11 protein-coding genes are annotated in these 14357 nt (G+C 69.0%); 6 read left to right on the top strand and 5 right to left on the bottom strand.

Translation table 11 applies throughout. The features are described 5' to 3' along the window. Positions 1-30: 30 nt before the first annotated feature. From recD to recC, 3 genes are read right to left on the bottom strand one after another with little or no spacing between them, the layout of a single operon-like run. A complete protein-coding gene (gene recD, locus EZ304_RS20735; RefSeq protein ID WP_142808029.1) occupies positions 31-1911 on the bottom strand; it encodes an exodeoxyribonuclease V subunit alpha in 1881 nt (626 codons plus the stop codon). Then, a complete protein-coding gene (gene recB / locus EZ304_RS20730) occupies positions 1908-5588 on the bottom strand; it encodes an exodeoxyribonuclease V subunit beta (RefSeq protein ID WP_142808028.1) in 3681 nt (1226 codons plus the stop codon). The genes recD and recB overlap by 4 nt, the downstream gene beginning before the upstream one ends. Next, the gene (gene recC / locus EZ304_RS20725) at positions 5585-8932 is read right to left on the bottom strand and encodes an exodeoxyribonuclease V subunit gamma (RefSeq protein ID WP_142808027.1); all 3348 of its coding nucleotides are present in this window, start codon (positions 8930-8932) and stop codon (positions 5585-5587) included. Before recC ends, recB begins: the two co-directional genes overlap by 4 nt. A 189-nt stretch (positions 8933-9121) precedes the next feature. Between recC and EZ304_RS20720 the strand changes: the two genes are divergently transcribed. Genes EZ304_RS20720 through EZ304_RS20695 form a run of 6 tightly spaced genes read left to right on the top strand, consistent with a single transcriptional unit; the run spans position 9122 to position 13221 of the window. Next, complete coding sequence (locus tag EZ304_RS20720) at positions 9122-9910, top strand: ABC transporter ATP-binding protein (protein WP_142808026.1); 789 nt, start codon at positions 9122-9124, stop codon at positions 9908-9910. Further along, positions 9910-10659 carry an MlaE family lipid ABC transporter permease subunit gene (locus EZ304_RS20715; RefSeq protein ID WP_005414955.1) on the top strand — a complete coding sequence of 250 codons (750 nt, stop codon included), beginning with the start codon at positions 9910-9912 and terminating at the stop codon, positions 10657-10659. The genes EZ304_RS20720 and EZ304_RS20715 overlap by 1 nt, the downstream gene beginning before the upstream one ends. A gap of 59 nt (positions 10660-10718) precedes the next feature. Continuing rightward, positions 10719-11243: an outer membrane lipid asymmetry maintenance protein MlaD gene (gene mlaD, locus EZ304_RS20710; RefSeq protein ID WP_005411706.1), complete on the top strand. Its 525-nt coding sequence runs from the start codon at positions 10719-10721 to the stop codon at positions 11241-11243. Beyond that, positions 11240-11902: an MlaC/ttg2D family ABC transporter substrate-binding protein gene (locus EZ304_RS20705; protein ID WP_099554187.1), complete on the top strand. Its 663-nt coding sequence runs from the start codon at positions 11240-11242 to the stop codon at positions 11900-11902. The genes mlaD and EZ304_RS20705 overlap by 4 nt, the downstream gene beginning before the upstream one ends. Then, a complete protein-coding gene (locus tag EZ304_RS20700) occupies positions 11892-12203 on the top strand; it encodes an STAS domain-containing protein (RefSeq protein ID WP_099554185.1) in 312 nt (103 codons plus the stop codon). Before EZ304_RS20705 ends, EZ304_RS20700 begins: the two co-directional genes overlap by 11 nt. Before the next feature lies 1 nt (position 12204). Further along, the gene (locus tag EZ304_RS20695) at positions 12205-13221 is read left to right on the top strand and encodes an MlaA family lipoprotein (RefSeq protein WP_099554183.1); all 1017 of its coding nucleotides are present in this window, start codon (positions 12205-12207) and stop codon (positions 13219-13221) included. A gap of 84 nt (positions 13222-13305) precedes the next feature. Here EZ304_RS20695 and EZ304_RS20690 read toward each other — a convergent pair whose 3' ends face one another. Then, a complete protein-coding gene (locus tag EZ304_RS20690; RefSeq protein ID WP_099554181.1) occupies positions 13306-13851 on the bottom strand; it encodes a glutathione peroxidase in 546 nt (181 codons plus the stop codon). 66 nt (positions 13852-13917) lie between these two features. Continuing rightward, positions 13918-14310 carry a hypothetical protein gene (locus EZ304_RS20685; RefSeq protein ID WP_099554178.1) on the bottom strand — a complete coding sequence of 131 codons (393 nt, stop codon included), beginning with the start codon at positions 14308-14310 and terminating at the stop codon, positions 13918-13920. Positions 14311-14357: the final 47 nt, after the last annotated feature.

Here is a 14357-nt window from a genome sequence, read left to right as displayed (position 1 = left end):
TTCCCGATGGGAACGGGATCCGACCCCGATTCAGAACAACGTGCCCTGCACCGTGGGCTGTTCGACGCGCGTTGGTGCTTCGGCCACGTCTTCCGCACCCAGCCGCCAGGCCAGGCCACCCAACCGGCTGGCGTGGCGTTTCAACGCGGCCTGCAGCACATCAGCGCTGCCCGCCACATGCAGCACCTGGCGGGCGCGGGTCAGGCCGGTATAGACCAGTTCGCGCGACAACACGCGGCTGTCCTGGCGTGGCAGCTGCAACCACACTTCATCGAACTCCGAGCCCTGTGCCTTGTGCACGGTCATCGCGAAGGCGCTTTCGTGTGCGGGCAGTGCTGCGGGATGGAAGGCGCGCGGCTGGTCGACGCTGTCGCCGGGGAACCAGGCCACCATCGCGCCGCTGCCATCGCGCAGGCAGATTCCGATATCGCCGTTGAACAGGCGGTGCCGGTAGCTGTTCTCGGTGACCAGCAGCAGGCGGCCCTGGAAGTAGCCCGGGGTGTTGCCGGCCAGCAGCTGTTCGATGCGGCTGTTGAGCCCGCGCGCACCCTGCGGGCCTTCGCGCAACGCGGTCAGCACGCGCAGGCGCCCGGCCTGCTGCAGGGCAAGCGCTGGATCGGCCGCGTCTGCCAGTGCACGCCAGTGGCCCAGCAGGTGCTCGCGCTCGCCACGCAGTGGATCGGCTTCGCCTTCATGGAAATGCACACCAGCCAATGCACCGCCGCGCAGCAGCCGCAGCGCGGTACTGCCGTCGCCTTCGCGCACGGCGTGCGCCAGCGGTGCCAGGTCCAGCGCATCGCTCTGCCGGTAACCCCGCTGCAACTGCACCCGGCGGCCAGCGAAGGCGCGTGGTGCCGCCTGCGGCTGCAGCGTGGCCGGAAGCAGCAGACCATGCAGTGCCTGCGCGTCGTCGGCACGGGTGCCGATGCCGTCGCCGCTGGCACGCAGGATCGCGCTGAGCACATCACCTGCCTCGACCGACGGCAACTGATCGGGATCGCCAAGCAGGATCAACCGGGTGCCGCTGGCGATCGCGTCGACCAGTTTGGCCATCATCGGCAGATCGATCATCGAGGCTTCGTCGACCACCACCACGTCCACCGGCAGCGGATTGTCGGCGTGGTGGCGGAAGCGTGGTGAATCGGGAATCACGCCGAGCAGGCGATGCAGGGTGGTGCCGGTACTGGGCAATGCCGCGCACAACGCCGGGTCCAGTCCTTGTTCCTGCAGGCGTTGCACGGCGACGCGAAGGCTCTCGGCCATGCGCTCGGCGGCGCGCCCGGTAGGCGCGGCCAGCGCCACCTCGGGCAGCGGCTGGCCAGCGTGCCGGGCCTGTGCGGCCAGCAGCAGCAACAGGCGCGCGATGGTGGTGGTCTTGCCGGTGCCGGGGCCGCCGGTGACCAGCGCCAGCGGGTGGCGCAGGGTCACGCCGGCGGCGCGTGCCTGGTGATCTTCAGTGCCCGATGCCTGCGGGAACAGCTGCGCGAACAACGGTGCCAGCGCGGCCATGTCCGGTGCCGGCAGCGAATACCGGCCGATGCGCTGCAGCCCGGCGGCCAACTGCCGTTCGTACTCGCGATAGCGGCGCAGGTAGAGCAGGCCGTTCTCCAGCACCAGCGGCGCGTCCTCGGCGATTGCTTCGGCCTGCTCCGGCGCGGCGACCCACGGCGATGCACGCAGCTGTGCCAGCCAGGCCTGCGCATCCGGCCATTCCGGCACGCCTTCCAGCAGGCGCTGCGGCTGCGCCGGATCGAAGCCGGCGTGGCCCTGCGCCACCGCCAGCGAGGCCAGTGCTGCCGCCAACGCCACGCTGTCCGGGGTGTCGTCGCGCAGCCGCTGCAGGCTGGTCGCCAGTGCATGGTCAAGAGTGCGCAGCAGACCCTTCTGGTGCAGTTCCTTCAACAGGCTCATGCGCTGGCTCCACGCGCACGCGCGGCCAATTCGGCCTGGGCCTGCTCGCCACCAGCGAACAACGCGTCCAGTGCATCCACAAGTGCCAGCGGGAAGCGGTCCACATGCACGCCGTTGCCGGCGCCATCCAGGCCGCGGCAGAACAGGTAGCGGATGCCGCCCATGTCGCGCTCGTAGTTGTAGGCCGCACCCAGGCGGAAGCGCAGCCAGCGATGCAGGGCCACGGTGTAGATCAGCGCCTGCAGGTCGTATTCGCTGTGGCGCATGGCGATGGCCAGCAGGTCCGGGCTGTAGCCCGGCAGGCGGTTGGACTTGTAGTCGAGCACGTACCAGCGCCCGTCGCGCACGTAGGTCAGGTCGATCATGCCGGTCATCAGGCCTTCCAACCGGCGGCGCTGGCCGAACCCTCGACGACTGCTGGAAACGCCGTGCGCGTGCAGCACCTGCAGCAGCGCCGGCACCGTGGTCGGTTCGATGGCGAAGTGGAAGTCGATTTCCGCGCGGCGCTCGCCTTCGGCCAGGCTGTACAGGGCGCCGCCTTCGGGCAGCGGTACGGTAAGCGTGTGGCCAACCAATGGCACCAGCACCGCCACGCCATCGTCCAGGTCGACATCGGCATAGCCTTCGTCGTGCAGCGCCTTGCGCAGCACCTCGGCCTGCCCCTCGGGCGCTTCCCGGCCCGGCTGCCAATCCGCCCATGCAGCGAAGTCGACATTCTCCATCGCCTCATGCAGCACGTTGCCGAAACGACTGCCCATGAAACGCGGATCGAGCGGTGCGCTGTCCGCGGCGGCCGCGGCGGGTTCCGGCAGGGCCGGTTCCAGCGGCAGTTCCGGACCAGCCGGTTCGTCGGCCGCCGGTGCTGGCAGTTCCGTGGCGGCCGCTTCGATATCGTCGCCGGCGCCAGCATCGGCGTGGGCCAGCTGGGTGAAGCTGTACACCCACCAGTCGTGCGGCACGCGCCGGGTCAGCGCACGCACCGCCGGAAGGTCACCTTCCACTTCAGCCGCCAGCTGCGGCAGCGCGGCTGGTGCCTCACTGTCATCGATGTGCACATCGGCGTGCGCGCGCAGCGCCTGCAGGTCACCCAGCAGCGGCGCCAGACGCGTCCTGCCGAGCCCGGCCAGATCACCCACTGCGATCCACAGCGCATGCTCGGCACGGGTCAGTCCTACATAGAGCAGGCGAGCATCCTCGGCGCGCTGCTCGCGCTCACGCTGCGTGCTGGCCGCTTCCCAGGCCTCGTCCTTGTCCAGCTTCCAGTGCAGCTGGCGCTGGCCGCCGACGTGCACGGTGCAGTGCGAGGCGGTGTTCGTTGCGCCGCCGTCGATGCCGACAAACGGCAGGAACACCAGCGGATACTCCAGGCCCTTGCTCTTGTGCAGGGTGATGATCTGCACGCGGCGCGCATCCGATTCCAGGCGCAGCAGCTGCTGCTCGTCATCCTGGTCGGCGCTGGCCATCTGCCCCTGCAGCCAGTCCAGCAGCCCGTGCATGCCCAGCGCCTGCGCCGAAGCTTCCTGCAGCAGTTCGCCCAGCTGCAGGTAGTTGGTCAGGCGGCGCTCGCCATCGATCAGCGCCAGCAAGCGTTCACCCTGTGCGGCACAGACATCGGCAATCACTGCGAACGGTCCGCCGCGCTGCCAGCGCTCTCGCCAGTGCAGCAGCTGCGCCTGGAACCCGCGTTGCAGGTCGCCCTCGCGCTCCATCGCCGCGATCGCGCTTGCGCGCTGGCCAAGCAGCACGGTGGCCAGCACCGTACGCAGGCGGCCTTCGTCGGCCGGTTGCAGCAGCGCCAGCAGCAGCGCGCGAAGATCGCGCGCTTCAGCAGTGGCGAACAGGCTCTGCTTGCCGGCCGCCACCGCCGGGATACCGACTGCAGCCAACGCGCGCTGTACCAGGGTGGCCTCGCGATGCGAGCGCACCAGCACCGCGATATCACCGGGCTGCACCGGTCGCCCACGCAACATGGCACTGCCCGCACGCGCCTCGACCAGGATCTGGTGAATCGCGGCCACGCAGGCCTGGGTCGCCGCATCACGCGAGGCATCGGCGCTCATCGCCTTGTCGCCGCCAGTGCGCAGCACGCGCAGGGTGAGCGCCGCGGCGGCATGGCCGTCGCGCTGGTAGTCCTCGTCGGTACGCAGGCCACCGGAACGCACCGGCTCGAACCGGATGTCGCGTTCGAGGAAGGCGTCTTCGCCACCGTTGTCGTACAGCGCCTGCAACGCGCGCAGCACAGACGGTCGCGAACGGAAGTTCTGGTCCAGCACCGGCGCCTGCTGCGCCACCCGCTTGGCCTTCAGGTAGGTGTGGATATCACCGCCGCGGAAACCGTAGATCGCCTGCTTGGGGTCGCCGATCAGGAACAGCGCCGGCGCCAGGCCCAGCTCGCGCACCTCCGGCGAATCGCCGAACACGGTGTGGAAGATGCCCCACTGGCGGTCGTCGGTATCCTGGAACTCATCGACCAGCGCGATTCGGTACTGCGCGCGCAGCTGCTTGACCAGCGTCAGCCGCTGCGGGCCTTCCAGGGCGAGCGCTACGCCATCGATCAGATCGTCGTAGGTCTGCACCCGGCGCGTGCGCTTCAGCGCCTGCAGGCGCTGCGCGGCTTCGGCGCGAAGCGCGTGCAGGAAATTCAGCGCTGTGGCACGCAACCAGGCATCGCGTTCAGCCAGCAGCGCGACATAGCGCGCCAACGGCGCCTGTAGCGGCGACGACGGCGTGCGATCCGGGAACTTCTTGTTGGTCTTGTCGGCCAGCACCTCCGGCAGCAGTGCCGGCAGGCGATCGCCGGCCAGCAGCTCGCGCGGGTCGCCGCGCCCGGCCCAACCCAGCAGCTGCCGGCCCAGTGGGTGCAGCCAGCCAAGCTTGTACGACACGCCGTTGAGCCACTTGTTGTCGACTGCATCGCAGAGGTCGATGAAGAACTGCTCGCCATGCTCGCGCACGCTTGCGGACAGGGCTTCCGCCGCGCTCTGCAATGCCGGGTGTGGATCGGCCAGCGCCACCGGCCGTGGCAACGGGTGCAGCGGCGGCGTGCCCAGCAGCGCGCGCAGATCGGCGGCCAGCGCGTCCGGGTTGGACCACAGCCAGGTCAGCGGCTCCAGCGTGGCCGGGTCGTTGGCATGCACGCGCCACAGATCGGCCGCGAGCTCCTCCAGCAGTTCACGATCGCTGCCCAGCAGTTCCGGCGGATCAAAGGTGTGGCCGCTTTCCAGCGCATGCTCGCGCAGCACGCGGGTGCAGAAGCCGTGGATGGTGAAGATGGACGCCAGGTCGATCTCGTCGGCGGCCACCTGCAGGCGGCGCTTCAGTGCGGTGGAGTTCTCGGAGCCGCCGTGCAGATGGCGCTGCAGCACGTCGCGGGTCAATCGCACGTCCGGTGCTTCGCCCTCGGCCGGTTCCAGATCGACCAGGCGCGCGGCCAGCGCCAGCCGCTCGCGGATGCGCTTGCGCAGTTCCTGGGTGGCGGCATCGGTGAAGGTCACCGCCAGGATCTGGCCGATGCGCAGGCCCTGCTCCACCACCAGGCGGGTGAACAACGTGGCCAGGGTGAAGGTCTTGCCGGTGCCGGCGCTGGCTTCGATCAGCCGGATGCCCTCCAGCGGCAGCGCCAGATAGGGATCGCGGCTGAGGGATTCGATGCCGTCTTCGGCGATGGCGGTGTTCATGCGTTGCCCTCCTGGCGCGCTTCGGTGCCAAGAGTGCGGCCTTCGCGCACCGCACTGAAGACCACCTGGCTGTTGCGCAGCAGGTCGGCATAGCTGGCATCGGTAGCGAACGGGTCGGCACCGCGCAGCAGCAGTTGCCAGGCGTCGCTGCTGGATTCACCCCAGGTGCGGTCGCTGCCGTGCCACTGCTTCCAGCCTTCGCTTCGCTGTTTTTCTGTCGGTGCGTTGTATAGCACCCAACCGGTATACGGGGCGAAGCGCAGCGGCTCGCGCAGGCCGCGTTGGCGCAGCTGCAGCAGCGCACGCAGTGCCGCGCGCGCAGCGGGAACACTCAGCGCCGGCAGCACATGCGGGCCGGGACCGGCGTCACCGCCATCGTGGAACTGCACCAGCGGCAATGCGTCGCCGGCGGCGTTGGCCAGCAGCCAGTCCAGGCCCTGGCGGATCACTGCATTGCCATTGAGCGTGCCAGCACGCAGGCGCACCAGCCCTTCGGGATGCCGATCGGCCACGCGGCCATGCAGGCGCACACCGTCGATGTCCACTTCGTAGCGACGGCTCTCCAGCGGTTCGCCCTGCACCCAGCCCAGCAGCGCACTGGCATACGGACGCGTCTTCAACTGCTCCACCTCGAACTGACGCTCGCCCAATGGACCCGAGGGCAGCAGGCCGCGCGCGCGCAGCCGCGGGTACAACGGCTCGGTATCGCCGCTGAGCGTGGCGCGCACCACCGCGGCCTGCACGCTGCGCTTTTCCGGCCCCCGCGAAGACAGCACCAGCGGTTCCAGGTCATCCACCTCCTCGACCTCGTCGGCCAGGCGCAGGCCCAGCGACTGTGCGAGAAACTGCCCGGCCGGGTCGCACAGGAAGCGGCGCAGGGTATCGAGCGCGACCTCGTCTTCCACCGCATCGTCGGCCGGCGGCGGCAACGGTGCGTCGAACCACGGCTGCAGGCCACCGCGCCGGCCGGTGAGGCGACCGGCGGCCGGATGCCACTGGCGGCGATAGCTGAAGCGACGCGGGTCGCCATCACCAAACGCGGCTGGCGAGAACGGCTGCAAGGCATGACGGACGATGAAGTCACGGACCGCCGCAGCCGGATCGAGGTGATACGCGGCAGCAGCATCGATCAGTTCGCTGACCAGCACTGACGGCTCACGCACGCTGCCATCGCGCGGATCAGCGCCGAGATAGCTGAGATAGAACACCTCCTGCGCGGCGGCGAACAGCTGCAGGAACAGGAAGCGATCGTCCTCGCGGGTGGAGCGGTCGCCCGGGCGGCGGCGCGGCGTATCCAGCTCGGCGGTCAGCTGGTTCAGGCCAGCGGCCGGGTCACGGCGCGGGAAGTCACCATCATTCAGGCCCAGCACGCAGATCACCCGGAATGGCAGCAGGCGCATCGGTACCATGCGGCCGAAGCTGATGCCACCGGTCAGCAACGGCGCACGCGTATCGGCCTCGCCCAGCGCGCCAGCGAAGTGCGCGCGCACCACCTCCGGGGGCACGCCGTCCACGAAACCGGCCTTGGCCGCGTCTTCAGCGAACTGGTTGAGCAGCTTGCGCAGGCGCTCAAGGGCACGCTGGCTGTTTGGCGAGCTGGGAGCGGTTGGCAGCAGTGCATCCAGCAGCGACAGCAGGCGCTGCCGCCACTGCGCGGGGGTCAGCAGCTCGCCGAGGCGCCGCTGATACACCGCCAGCACGCGCAGCAGGCGCAGCAGCCGGTCCAAGGCGTCCAACGCGCCGCCTTCCAGTTCGATCCACGGCGCCACGCCGGCCAGGTCGGCCTCGCTGCCGGTGGCATGGCCGAGTACCAAGCGATCCAGTGCGAACTGCCAGGTATAGGCATCGTCGGCTGGCGCCTGATGCTGGTCGCGATGCTTCGCATCCAGCCCCCAGCGCGCGCCGGCCTGTTGCAGCCAGCCGTGCAGGCGGTCGAAGTCCACCGCTTCCAGGCCGGCCGCTTCGGCCAGCGGCGCGCTGGCCAGCAGGTCCAGCACTTCGTTCAGGCCGAAACGCGAGACCGGCAGGCCCAGCAGGTGCACGAACACATCGGCCAACGGCTCGCCGGCCAGTGGGCTGCTGTCGGCCAGCGCATACGGAATGCGCTCCTCGTCGCCTCCCCGGCCACCGAATACCGCCTCCAGGTAGGGCACATAGGGATCGATATCCGGCGCCAGCACCGCGACCTCGCGCGCCTGCAACGGCGGGTCGAAGCGCGGGTCCTGCAGCAGGCTGCGCAGCTGGTCGTGCAGCACCTGCAGCTCGCGCAGGCGGGTATGGCAGGCATGCACCTGCAGGCCGGGATCGTCGCTGCGCAGAGCCTCGCGCAGCTCGCCCGAGGGCAGCGCGCGGCGGTGGAACAGATCGCGCTGCAGGCGATGCAGCAGGCTGTCGGACAGGCCACCTTCGTCCAGGGTCGGCCGGGTGTCCTCCTCCGGATCGGAATAGGCGGCGATCTCGCCGGCCGGGTGCACCACCTCATAGCTGCCCAGCACCGCCATGAAATCGCGCCCGGCCGCGCCCCAGGCTTCCAGCAGGCGGTTCTCGCCGGCCGCTTCACCGAAGGGATCGGGCGCGCCGCTGCGCAGGCGCTCGGCCAGCGTCTGCAGGTCGCCCCAGTACGACTGCACCGGGGTGGGCATGTAGAAGTGCAGTTCGCCCACCCGCGCCTGGGTGGCCATCACCCGCAGCACATCGGGCGAAATGTTGAGCGTCGCGAACGCAGACATGCGCGGCGGCAGCCCCCGCGGCAGCGGCTGGCCGGCGCCTTCAAAACGGTCCAGATACTCCTGGATGCGACGCGCGCGGTAGTCGTGGCCGCGGGTGATGGTGCGCCACAGGATCGCCTGCGGATCGGCCGGATCGGCACCGGCTGCCCAGCGCAGCAGCCAGTCACGGCGCCATGCCTGGTACTTCTCGAATACCGAGGCCAGCTCGCCGGCCAGCGCCCACGGCTTCAATGCGTCACCGCCGGCAAGATAGGACTGCAGCGCGCGCATCGGTGGCTGCGCCAGCAACGCCGGGTCGCGCAGTGCCTGGTACAGCTTCCAGTGCAGGCCAGCCGCGTCCAGATCGTCCTGCTCACCGCTGACATTGGCCTTCAGCGCGCGCGCCACGAACTCGCCCGGGGTGAGGAATTCGAGGTTGGCAGCGACGCCGAATTCGGCGGCCAGTGTCGCTTGCAGCCAGCGGCGCATCGCCACCTGCGGGATCAGCACCACTTCCGGCGCCAGCAGCGGCTGGCCCGTTACCGGCGCACGCACGTTGCGCGCCAGCAGCGCGGCCAGCACGTCCAGGGAGTTGGAATGGTAGAGGCGGAAATCGCTGCCTGGGTCACTCATCATGCACAGTGTGCAGGACGGCAGGCAGTATTCAATGGTTGGCCCATCGACGGTACGGATTGTTCCGGGCTGCCGGCCGATTGTCCCGGCCTGCGCCAAGCCCTGCCGTGCAACAATACTGGACCGTCCAGTCTGCTTATGTTCAGCCGGCTGGCCCGATCCTTCGATGTCTAAAAAACGTTAATGGTGCCCATGTCGGCTTCCACCTCCAGTCTGGTGCAGTTGTCCAACGTCCGCATCGACCGGAGCGGACGCACGATCCTGCGCGACGTGTCGCTGCAGGTGCCCAAGGGCAGTATCACCGCGGTTCTTGGCCCGTCCGGCAGCGGCAAGTCGACCCTGCTGGCCGCGCTGACCGGTGAGCTGCGCCCGGTCGCTGGCGACGTCACCCTGTTCGGCAAGCCGATCCCGCATGACAGCAGCGCATTGCTGGAAATGCGCAAGAGCGTGGGTGTGCTGCTGCAGGGCAATGGCCTGCTGACCGACCTCACCGTGGCCGAAAACGTCGCGCTGCCGCTGCGCACGCATACGCGCCTGCCGAGGGCGGTGCTGCGCCGGCTGGTGGAGATGAAGCTGCATGCGGTGGGCCTGCTGGCCGCCGCCGATGCGTGGCCGCGCGAGCTGTCCGGCGGCATGGCGCGCCGCGTCGCGCTGGCCCGTGCACTGGCCCTGGATCCGCCGCTGATGATCTACGACGAGCCGCTGACCGGGCTGGACCCGATCGCCTCCGGGGTGATCATGAGCCTGATCCAGCGCCTCAACCACAGCCTGGGCCTGACCAGCATCATCGTCAGCCACCACGTGCACGAGACCCTGCCGATCTGCGACCAGGTCATCGCCATCGCCAATGGTGGCATCGTGTTCCAGGGCACGCCCGAGGCACTGCAGTCCAGCCAGGATCCGCTGCTGCGGCAGTTCCTGCATGGCCAGCCCGATGGTCCGATTCCGTTCGATGCCGCGCCACGCGCGAGGGTTGCCTGATGCCGTTCGTCCAAGCCACCCGCTCGCTGGGCCGCGCCGGCCTGTTCTCGCTGACCGTGCTGCGCGGTTCGCTGCCGACCCGTGATTTCCTGGCCGAACTGACCCGCGAGATCTACAAGATCGGCGCGCGCTCGCTGCCGATCATCGCCGTCGGTGGCGCCTTCGTCGGCCTGGTGCTGACCCTGCAGGGCTACCGCACGCTGACCACCTTCGGTGCCGCCGACGCGCTGTCGACCCTGCTCGGCCTGTCGCTGTACCGCGAGCTGGCGCCGGTGCTGACCGCACTGCTGTTCATCGGTCGCGCCGGCAGTTCGATCGCCGCCGAGCTGGGCCTGATGCGCGCCACCGACCAGATCAAGGCGCTGGAGCTGATGGCCATCGACCCGGTGGCCAAAGCCGTGGCACCGCGCTTCTGGGCGGCGGTGCTGACCGTGCCGCTGCTGACCGGCATCTTCTGCTCGCTGGCGATCAGTGCCAGCTACTTCGAGGCCGTGCACGTGCTGGGCCTGGACAATGGCGTGTTCTGGTCGGCGCTGCGCAACAGCGTCGATTTCTGGGATGACTTCGGCGTGGCGATGCTGAAGTCGGCGATCTTCGGCGGCACCGCCGCGCTGGTTGCCGCCTACGTTGGCTTCCATGCCGAGCCGACCATCGAGGGCACCTCGGTGGCGACCACCCGTGCGGTGGTCAACGCCTCGCTGCTGGTGCTGATGTTCAACTTCGTGCTGTCGGCAATGTTGTTCACCTAACCCCTCCACCGGCGGTGCGCAGGCGCGCGCGGCCACCACGACTCGATCAGGTAATCCACATGGCCATCCGCGGTCCCAGACTCGAATTCTCCGTCGGCGCTTTTCTGCTGCTGGCCCTGGCCTCGCTGATGGTGCTGGCCGTGGCCTCGACCAACCAGCGCTGGAGCTGGGGCAGCCAGGGCTACGAGCTGAAGGCGCGCTTCTCCCAGGTCGGCCAGCTGCGCAAGCAGGCGCCAGTGAAGATCGGCGGCGTCACCGTCGGCCAGGTCGCCTCGATCGACCTGGACCCGGTGAAGTTCGAATCGATCGTGACCCTGCGCATGGACAGCAAGGTCAAGGACCTGCCGGCGGACACCTCGGCCGGCATCTTCACCAGTGGTTTGCTCGGCGAGAGCTATATCGGTCTGCAGCCGGGCGGTGATCCGGACGTGCTGAAGGCCGGCGACGAAATTGTCTTCACCCAGCCGGCGGTTGACCTGATCCAGCTGGTCGGCAAGTACATGTTCAGTGGTGGCGCCGGTGGTGGCGCTGCTCAGAAGCCCAACGATGGCGCGCAGGCGCCTGCAACGGAACCGCAACCATGAAGATGAAACTGATCCCGGCCCTGCTCGCCTCGGCGCTGCTGGCAGCTACTCCGTTCCTCGCCCAGGCCCAGGCCGCCGCTCCCGCCGCTGCCGCGACGCAGGGCCAGGCCGGCAAGGTGGTGATCGATGCCAGCACGCGCATCCTCACCACCCTGCAGCAGCGCAGGAGCGAGTTCGGCAGCAACCCGGCCAGCCTGCGCAGCTACATCGACAGCGAACTGAACCGCACCTTCGACCGCGACTATGCGGCACGCCTGGTGCTGGGCCCGCATGCCCGCGGCGCCTCGGATGCCGACATCAAGCTGTTCGCCGATGCCATGGCCGACAGCCTGATGCAGCGCTACGGTTCGACCCTGCTCAACATCCAGGGCAAGCCGAGCTTCCGCCTGAAGGGTGAAAGCCCGCTGCCGGGCAACCGCGGCGTGCGCGTGAGCACCGAGCTGGTACGTGCCGGCAGCGAGCCGACCCCGGTCGAGTACTGGATGCGCAACGTGAACGGCCAGTGGAAGATCTTCGACGTCAACATCGAAGGCATCTCCTACGTGCAGACCTTCCGCAACCAGTTCGATACCCCGCTGCGCCAGAAGGGCATCAAGCAGGTGGCCAGCGAACTGCACAGCGGCAGCATGCAGGCCGGGCCCGCGGGCAATGGCAAGTAACGCACTGGCGCTGCTGGAAGGCGACACCCTGCGCCTGCGCGGGGTGCTCGACCGCGCCGCAGTGATCGCGCTGTGGCCGCAGCTGCAGGCCCTGCCGGCAAAGCTGGCACGGCTGGAGCTGGGTGAGGTCGAGCGCGTGGACAGCGCCGGCCTGGCCCTGCTGGCCGAGCTGGCAGCACGTGCCCGCAAGGCCGGCCATCCGCTGGTGATCACCGGCGCGCCGGCTGGCTACAACGAACTGAGCGCGGCCTATCGGCTGTCGCCCAACCTGGATTTCAACGCTACTTCTGCTGCGAGCTGACATGAACGTCGTGCGCACCCTCCCCCTGATCGTCCTGGCCACCGCCCTCACTGCCTGTGCCGGCAAGCCCGCGCGCAGCGATGCACCCGCGGCCAGCACCCTGGTTCCGGCCAGTACCACCACCTCGCCCGCTGCCGCGGCCACCGATGCCAGCACGGCTGACACTGCACCGGTCGCATCCGTGGTCAATCCGCCGGCGGCTGCCGCATCGTCGCCGGCTACGCCGACCGACAGCGGCGACAGCAGTGCAGCGAAGACCGCAGCGGCCACCGCACCCGGTGGCGATGACGACTTCGATGCCCTCTATGGCGGTGCCGGCAACACCACCAACGCGGCGGCCTACGACCCGTGGGAACCGTTCAACCGCAAGGTGCACAAGTTCAACAATGCGGTCGACCGCGGCGTCGCACGCCCGCTGGCCACCGCCTACACCCACGTGGTGCCGCGCTTCGCCCGCACCGGCGTCAGCAACTTCTTCAGCAACCTGCGCGCGCCGGTGACCATCACCAACCAGCTGCTGCAGGGCCGCGGTGCCGATGCATGGGACAGCCTCGGCCGCTTCCTGATGAACAGCACGCTGGGCATCGGCGGCCTGTTCGATCCGGCCAGCAAGGCGATGGTGCCGCGCCGCAATGAAGACTTCGGCCAGACCCTGGGTGCCTGGGGCTGGCGTCGTTCGCGCTACGTGGAACTGCCGTTCTTCGGCCCGCGTACCGTGCGCGACGTGTTCGGCCTGGCCGGCGACATCCCGCTGTCGCCGATCCGCCGCATCGAAGAGGACAAGATCCGCATCGGCCTGCAGGGCCTGCAGCTGGTCGATACCCGCGCGCAGCTGCTGGCGATCGACGACCTGCGCGACACTGCGGTGGACGAGTACTCGCTGGTGCGCGATGCATGGATGCAGCGTCGCAACTACCAGATCGAGAACGACCTGCGCAGCAAGCGCGAGCGTGGCCACGACGATGCCAACTCGCCGATTCCGGTCGATGCGATGCCGATGCCGCAGTGGACCCACTGAGCCCTTTCAGCGACGCATGAAAAACCCCGCCTCGGCGGGGTTTTTCTTTTCCGGTAGGTGCCAACCTCGGTTGGCACGCTTTCCTCAGGCCGCCAGTGCGGCCTCGATGGCCTCGCGCAGGCGCGCATCATCAGCCGCCACGTCCGGGGCGAAGCGGGCGATGACCTTGCCGTCGCGGCCGACCAGGAACTTCTCGAAGTTCCACAGCACTGCCGGCGCGGCATGGATCGGAATGTCCTTGCTGGCCAGGCGCTCGCGCAGCGGGCCTTCGCCGATCGACTGCGGCTGGGCCGCGGTCAGCTGCTGGTACAGCGGGTGGGTGTCGTCGCCGGCCACGCTGATCTTGGAGAACATCGGGAAGCTGACATCGTAGGTGAGCTGGCAGAACTGCTGGATCTCCGCTTCGCTGCCCGGCTCCTGGCCGAGGAAGTTGTTGGCGGGGAAGCCCAGCACTTCCAGGCCTTGCGCGTGCTTTTCCGCATACAGCGCCTGCAGGCCTTCGTACTGCGGGGTCAGGCCGCACTTGGAGGCGACGTTGACCAGCAGCAGTACCTTGCCCTGGTAATCGGCAAGCGAGGACGGCTGGCCGTCGATGGTGGTGAGGGAAATGTCCTGGATCGGGGTGCTCACGCGGGGGCTCCGGCTACGGCGGGGAATGGCCCACCAGCATAGCGCCGCGCGATGTCGGCACGACGATCAATCCACGCAGATCGTGCCCTGTGCCTTGCCGTCATCAATGCGCTGGCGGCAGCCGAAATTCTGGCGCACGTCGCGCTGGCAGGTACCGGTGGCGGCACTGCCAGCCGCCACTTCGCCGCTGGCAAGGCACTGGCCCGTGCAGTCGCTTTTGCGGCTGCAGGTCTTGCCGGCGTCGGCATACGGAATCACGCACTGCACGCGCTGCAGCCGGCCCAGCCGCTGCAGGGTGCCGCCCGCGGCCTGGCAGTCGACGTCACGTGCTTCGCGGTAGGCTTCGGCCGCTTCGGGGCTGGTGGCTGCGGCCGGCGCCGTGTCGGCAGCCGGGGGTGCGCTGCTGCAGGCGGCAAGCAGCACGGTCAGGATGAGACTGGTGCAGAGGCGCAGGCGCATGGTGGTACCTGATCCAGGAGGACAGGCCGCCAGCATACGCATCGGCG

The organism is Stenotrophomonas maltophilia, from assembly GCF_006974125.1.
Classification (GTDB): Bacteria; Pseudomonadota; Gammaproteobacteria; order Xanthomonadales; family Xanthomonadaceae; genus Stenotrophomonas; species Stenotrophomonas maltophilia_O.
Note: the sequence above shows the minus strand (reverse complement) of the source record. Positions and strands in the feature narration are given on the sequence as shown.

What these genes read in the sequence shown, in the direction of transcription:
- EZ304_RS20700 (WP_099554185.1), top strand. Translation starts at nt 11,892, where the DNA reads ATGGCAAGTAACGCACTGGCGCTGCTGGAAGGCGACACCCTGCGCCTG.
- recC (WP_142808027.1), bottom strand. Translation starts at nt 8,932, where the DNA reads ATGATGAGTGACCCAGGCAGCGATTTCCGCCTCTACCATTCCAACTCC.
- recB (WP_142808028.1), bottom strand. Translation starts at nt 5,588, where the DNA reads ATGAACACCGCCATCGCCGAAGACGGCATCGAATCCCTCAGCCGCGAT.
- EZ304_RS20685 (WP_099554178.1), bottom strand. Translation starts at nt 14,310, where the DNA reads ATGCGCCTGCGCCTCTGCACCAGTCTCATCCTGACCGTGCTGCTTGCC.
- mlaD (WP_005411706.1), top strand. Translation starts at nt 10,719, where the DNA reads ATGGCCATCCGCGGTCCCAGACTCGAATTCTCCGTCGGCGCTTTTCTG.
- EZ304_RS20720 (WP_142808026.1), top strand. Translation starts at nt 9,122, where the DNA reads ATGTCGGCTTCCACCTCCAGTCTGGTGCAGTTGTCCAACGTCCGCATC.
- EZ304_RS20695 (WP_099554183.1), top strand. Translation starts at nt 12,205, where the DNA reads ATGAACGTCGTGCGCACCCTCCCCCTGATCGTCCTGGCCACCGCCCTC.
- EZ304_RS20715 (WP_005414955.1), top strand. Translation starts at nt 9,910, where the DNA reads ATGCCGTTCGTCCAAGCCACCCGCTCGCTGGGCCGCGCCGGCCTGTTC.
- EZ304_RS20705 (WP_099554187.1), top strand. Translation starts at nt 11,240, where the DNA reads ATGAAGATGAAACTGATCCCGGCCCTGCTCGCCTCGGCGCTGCTGGCA.
- recD (WP_142808029.1), bottom strand. Translation starts at nt 1,911, where the DNA reads ATGAGCCTGTTGAAGGAACTGCACCAGAAGGGTCTGCTGCGCACTCTT.